This window comes from Kaarinaea lacus (assembly GCF_975902315.1).
This window is the reverse complement of sequence record NZ_CDLKIE010000060.1, coordinates 1-5481: the sequence shown is the minus strand read 5'-3', so window position 1 is coordinate 5481 and position 5481 is coordinate 1. Positions and strand designations below refer to the sequence as shown.

Sequence of the window (5481 nt, the reverse complement as noted above, 5' to 3'; positions counted from 1 at the left end):
CCCGACAATTGCTTCTCGTCTTTAGCATCCTGCGTCGTACTACCCGGTACATTCAATTGCTCATACCTTCACACGTCCCTGCGCTCGTAATCCTCCTCTACAAAAGGAGGAGACCTGATTTCAAGCTATCCCCTGACAACCATCACTGCTTTATCAGCCATGCCGACCACGCGTTCGGCAATAGATCCCATCATGAATCTGCTGATACCGGTCCGGCCATGGGTACCCACGACGATCATGTCAGCCTCTTTTTCTTCTGCAGCGCCAACGATCTCCTGGCAAGCGTTGCCCTGTGCAACTATCGTCTCAACGTTGACTCCCTCATTGCTGGCCATGTCTTTCACTTTGTTGACATAGTCATTTGCCATGTTTTCATCGAGACTGCGATGGACAACGCTGCAGGCAATGAGCGATCCACCGGTGCGTTTGGCCAGGCTAATGGCTTCTGACACCGCTTTGTCGCTGAACTCGGAACCGTCAGTGGCAACCAGTAAACGCTGTGCCGTCAGTTTTCCCAATTTTGGAACGACCAGCACTTTACAGGGTGCATGACCAATCACCAGGTGCGTGACACTACCCATTAACAATTTCATTAATCCCCGGTGTCCGCGCCGACCGACAATGATGGCATCGGCTTGCCGATTTTCCGCTTCACTGACTATATGTTCGTAAGGCTCTTCACCTTCGTGGATAACCATTTCGCAATCGACGCCCTCGGCTTCGGCACGTGTTTTAACTGAAGTACATGCCTCGCGGGCGGCCTTGTCAAATTCAGATACCACGTCCGCCGCGTACTCGAGCTGACCCAGCGTCACCTGGGCTGTGCATACTGCGTAAAGTTTGCTTCCATAGCGCTTGGCTAATTGTATCGCTTCGCGCACCGCACTTTCGCTACACTTAGAGCCATCAGAGGCAACAATAAACTTGTCCATTGTTGCGATGGGAAACGTTTCGGATGCTGCCACGGTGATACCCTCCTGTTTATAATTAAACCCTCTAAGTAAAGCTTAACAACCCGCAGGCTGCCAATTCCTTTTGATGAAACAAATGCTATATACAAAGATTGCTACTTTTCGAATGAACTGGAATTATTTTAACCACTATTTTAGCGGTTTAAGTTGATACAGGTCAGCATCAGGCGCTTGAAAAGCTGATCATCCATCATGCAAAGTAATTTGATTTAACGATATATAAGTTGGTTTTAACTGATCAGCACATTCCAAATCTGGAACCATTAGAGAATATCGTCGCCATCAGGATGATGGTAATTGAGGAAGTCCGTACGCTTAACCAAACCCTCCGCATAATCAGGGCAAAATACAGTTGTTACTCAGCTGCCTTCTCCGTAAGCAGCACGAAGCCCTCCGTATCGAAATCATAAACCCAGACTTCGCCGGTTGATATGGCGTACACCCAGCCGTGTAGTTTGACTTTTCCGTCGCGCAGCGCCAGCGCGACTGAAGGATGGGTGCGCAGGTTGTCGAGTTGCGACCGGACATTTTCCTGTGTAGCAATGCTTAGTCTTTCGTCGTCTTCACAGTCGGTATAATGCTCGCACATAATACGCCGCGTGGTTTCGCCCTGGTTAACCCAGGCGCGCACCGCGGGCAGGTCTTTTACCTCTTCGGGGTGTAACAGCGCCTTCATGACGGCACAGTCGGTATGACCACAGACGATGATGTTCGGTACTTTTAGTACGGACACTGCGTATTCAATAGTCGCGGTACTACCGCCCTGCATAGAGCCATAAGGAGGAACTATGTTCCCGGCGTTTCTTAGAATAAAGAGTTCGCCTGGATCGGCCTGGGTTAGCAATGTTGGATCGACGCGCGAGTCGGAGCAGGTGATAAACAGGGCCCGTGGCGATTGCTGGCTGGAGAGCCTGGAAAATAGTGCTCGCTTTTTCTCGAACACCTCATTGCGAAATTTCAGAAAGCCTTTGACGAGTTTTTCCATTATAGTTTGTCCCGCTCAATTTAACTGGATTCATGCCAGATTTTCAGGTCTTCAACTTTGGAAATACTTAATATTATTTCGCTGGGCCTCAATATCAAACACGTGAAAATGCGGACCCAGTACCGCTAATTGTACTCGTTACAGTGATTATTTGAAGGCCAAATGTCGGCTTTCAAACTGGCGCGACGAATCTCGGTTTATCGTATAGTTAAAAATTGATACAGTGAAACCCTGAAAGCCTGCAGACCGCTTGCAACTGTCATTCACGATACTAAAAATACACATCCATCAGTAAGTACCCACCCAGAATAACCCCAATCCATAACACCATGCTTCCGGTTGGCCAGCTACTCGCGAGGTGGTACTGCGACAAACGGCTGGTCTGAAATGCGCATTGAAGGTTTTGCCAGACAGTTAAAGTAAACTTTGCTATCTGGCGATTGGCACTTTGCAGTATGTTGAGGCTTACTCGCCCAGTGGCCGGCAATAGTTTTCGATACAGCCATTCAACATCGATATTCACCGAATGTAACTCAGGTGGGTACAGACCCTGTTTGTTTAACCAGACAAATGCCAGCGCAGAAAAAAACAGCAACTGTAACTGTGCCAACACATGAGTAACATCATATGGCCAGTACTCTACATGCCAGGGTAACAATGCATAGAGGTATTGTGGCTGTGAACCAATAAAGACACATAACACTGCCGCAATTGTCATAGCGACAAGCATATTGTTAGGTGCTTCTTGCGTACGAATACCCGAATCGTGATGAAAAAAGGCAAAGTACGGGATTTTTATTCCCGCGTGATGAAAAACGCCCGCCGAAGCAAACAACAACATCAGCCATAAATAATTATGGCCCTCCGCTAACATAGCGCTCATCACCATGGACTTACTGACAAAGCCACTGAACAGTGGAAAAGCGGAAATAGATGACGCCCCCACAATACAAAGAATGGCCGTCCTGGGCATGGTTTTGTAGAGGCCACCCAGATCGGAGCCATTGATATTCCCCACGCGATATAACACCGCGCCCATGGTCATGAATAACAGCCCTTTAAAGATGACATCGTTAAAGGCATGCGCAACGGCGCCGTTCAATGCCAGTGCAGTGCCGATACCAATACCGCAGACCATGAAACCCACCTGGTTGATCATGCTATACGCCAGCACGCGACGCAGGTCGTTTTCAATTACGGCATAGAAAATGGGAAAGCAGGTCATGATTGCGCCTACATAGATCAATAGGTCGGTACCGGGAAAACCACGCGCCAGGGCATAAACAGCCACCTTGGTTGTAAAGGCTGAAAGAAACACCGTACCCGTTGGTGTTGATTCCGGATAGGCATCTGTTAACCAGCTATGCAAAAACGGGAATGCGGACTTGATGCCGAATGCCAGAAGAATGATCCAGCCGGCCGCACTATCGATACCTATAAAATCAAACGCCAGCGAACCGGTTTGATGAAAATGAATCAACGCGCCCGCCAGCAGTAAAACCCCTGACATTACCTGAAGGATTAAATAACGTATTCCCGATTTTATGGCGCGTTCTGAACGCCTTGCCCAGATTAAAAACACGGAACTCAGCGCCAGGCCCTCCCAGAAAATAAACAGGGTAATTAAATCACCGGCAAAAACGGCACCCAATGCACTGCCGGCATAAAGCAGTCCTGCAACTTGCTGTGTGGTATCCCGCACATGCAACGCATAAATAACGGCGATAAAACTCGCGATATGAAACAGGTAACCAAACAACAGGCTGAGTTTATCAACGCGCATGAACTCCAGTTGATAATCGAACACGGTCATTTGATACGATAATTCCCTGGCACTGACCAGTGCATCGGTAGCCACCATCGGCACGTAAGGCTGAACCCCAAACCATAGCTGCAGGCCACCCAGTAGCGGCGTTGCCAGGAGAATAATATTGCGCAGCCAGCCCCGCGTTACCAGCAGCAGCAATGCAGCGATATAAAATGGGATAAAAGGTGGTAGCTCACTCATCCACATCGTAATAGTCTTCCTTACGCATCAGCACCTTGCGCATCTCTTTTGCGATCAACACCAGCACCACGCAGGCAACAAATCCGTAGAGAGCATAAAAACCAGGAAATCCTTCCCAGGGATGTACTGTATGACGATGGGCAATAAAATCCGCTAACAATAAAACACCGCAAATAACGTAAAAGCCTGACAACAAGCGTGAAACGTTTCCAGGATTATCAAACAAATAGCTCTTCTCATCATTCGGTCTGTTTGACATATCAATGCCCTTTGGCGGCGTTTGCCGCGAGGTTGTAAAAAGGATCGGGATAGAAAAACAACGCGATACTGACCAGTGCCGTCACGCTTAGCGCAAACAACATGGTTTTAGGTGCTTCTTTTATTTCAGTATATTGCTCGGCCGCTTGCGGTTTGGCTGCTTGTGGTTTACCAGCTTTCGGTTTACAAAAAAAGGCCCGTATGGCAACAGGTAGCAAGTAAAATATATTCAGCAGTGAACTAATCATCAGCACAGCAAGCAATAGCCATTGCTCTGTCTCTACGGCACCCAGTGCCAGATACCATTTACTCCACATGCCACCAAACGGTGGCAGGCCTATAATACTCAAACTGGCAAGGGTAAATGCAGTAAAGGTAATGGGCATGGCCCTGCCCAGTCCATGCATTTGGCTTATCTCGGTCTTGTGCGCCGCAACCAGGATGGCACCAGCTGCAAAAAACAGCGTTATCTTGGCAAAGGCGTGCATAGCAATATGCATCGATGCCCCCAGGATGCTGACTTCTGTTGCGATTAATGCGCCCAGAACAATATAACTCAACTGACTAACCGTTGAGTATGCCAGCCTCGCCTTCAGGTTATCTTTGGTAATGGCAATCAGCGATGCCAGTAATATTGTCGCCGCAGCAAACCAGATTAACCAGTCGCTGGCCCCAGCCTGTAAAATAAAGTCACTACCGAAAATGTAAATTGTTACTTTTAATATAGTGAAAACGCCCGCCTTCACCACGGCAACTGCATGCAACAACGCACTCACGGGTGTCGGTGCAACCATGGCAGCCGGCAGCCACTTGTGAAAAGGCATTACCGCTGCTTTACCAACCCCAAAAATAAACAGCGCATACAAAATCCCTGCATAAGCCGGATCCAGCTTGCCCGCTAATACGCCACCATGGGTAAATTCGAGCGTGCCCGCCACCGACCAGGTAATTAAGATTGCCAGCAGTTGAAGCCCTATGGAGGTGCCCAGCAAAATGCCTAAATAGATTCGGCCACTTCTTTTTGCTTCTGGGGTACCGGAATGAGTAACCAGTGGATAAGTAGAGAGGGTTAATATTTCATAACACAGAAACAGCGTAAACATGTTACCGGCAAAGGCTGCACCCAGCGCGCTACTAATCGCGATAGCAAATGCGGCGTAAAAGCGGGTTTGATTTTTTTCATGATGGCCGCGCATATAGCCAATGGCATAGATTGACGTCACTAACCATAAAGTACCGGCCACCAGCGCGAACAGCAT

5 protein-coding genes are annotated in these 5481 nt (G+C 48.4%); all 5 read right to left on the bottom strand.

The annotated features are described in order from the left end of the window. Positions 1 to 125: 125 nt before the first annotated feature. Positions 126 to 965, bottom strand: a complete 840-nt coding sequence (locus tag ACWVCM_RS01245; protein WP_455199877.1) for a universal stress protein — start codon at positions 963 to 965, stop codon at positions 126 to 128. Between the two features lie 361 nt (positions 966 to 1326). Then, positions 1327 to 1956: a carbonic anhydrase gene (locus ACWVCM_RS01240; protein WP_455199876.1), complete on the bottom strand. Its 630-nt coding sequence runs from the start codon at positions 1954 to 1956 to the stop codon at positions 1327 to 1329. Between the two features lie 271 nt (positions 1957 to 2227). After that, positions 2228 to 3970 (bottom strand): Na(+)/H(+) antiporter subunit D, encoded by a 1743-nt coding sequence (locus ACWVCM_RS01235; RefSeq protein ID WP_455199875.1) that lies wholly within the window; start codon positions 3968 to 3970, stop codon positions 2228 to 2230. Beyond that, complete coding sequence (locus ACWVCM_RS01230; RefSeq protein WP_455199874.1) at positions 3957 to 4223, bottom strand: hypothetical protein; 267 nt, start codon at positions 4221 to 4223, stop codon at positions 3957 to 3959. Before ACWVCM_RS01230 ends, ACWVCM_RS01235 begins: the two co-directional genes overlap by 14 nt. Before the next feature lies 1 nt (position 4224). Continuing rightward, positions 4225 to 5481: proton-conducting transporter transmembrane domain-containing protein (locus ACWVCM_RS01225; RefSeq protein ID WP_455199873.1), on the bottom strand; the 1257-nt coding region annotated here is incomplete at its 5' end.

Excerpts from the sequence above, each read along its gene's own strand:
- ACWVCM_RS01230 (WP_455199874.1), bottom strand. The coding sequence starts at position 4,223 with ATGTCAAACAGACCGAATGATGAGAAGAGCTATTTGTTTGATAATCCT.
- ACWVCM_RS01235 (WP_455199875.1), bottom strand. The coding sequence starts at position 3,970 with ATGTGGATGAGTGAGCTACCACCTTTTATCCCATTTTATATCGCTGCA.
- ACWVCM_RS01240 (WP_455199876.1), bottom strand. The coding sequence starts at position 1,956 with ATGGAAAAACTCGTCAAAGGCTTTCTGAAATTTCGCAATGAGGTGTTC.